Annotated in this window: 1 protein-coding gene; it reads left to right on the forward strand. The window is 67.1% G+C overall.

Annotation, left to right across the window (positions count from 1 at the left end):
- Nucleotides 1–234 (forward strand): hypothetical protein (locus tag M8006_RS18085; protein ID WP_250084629.1); only part of this gene is annotated, 234 nt, incomplete at both ends.

Below are 234 nucleotides of genomic sequence, written 5' to 3' on the forward strand. Positions count from 1 at the left end.
TCATTGCCCAGACCGGCCCGGACGGCACGCGCTGGGCCATTGAGCGGGATGCGCTCGGGCAGCCGGTGAGTATTGAAGGCCCTGAGAATCAGCGCTGGCAGATCACACGTAACGACCTCGGCCATCCGCTGGCGGTCACCGGGCCGGAAGGCACTACCGCTTTTGCCTACGACGATACCGACCTGCCCGACCGCCCCACGACCATGACCGATGCAGGTGGCGCGACCCACCAGC

This window comes from Halomonas llamarensis, from assembly GCF_023555005.1.
GTDB lineage: Bacteria > Pseudomonadota > Gammaproteobacteria > Pseudomonadales > Halomonadaceae > Vreelandella > Vreelandella llamarensis.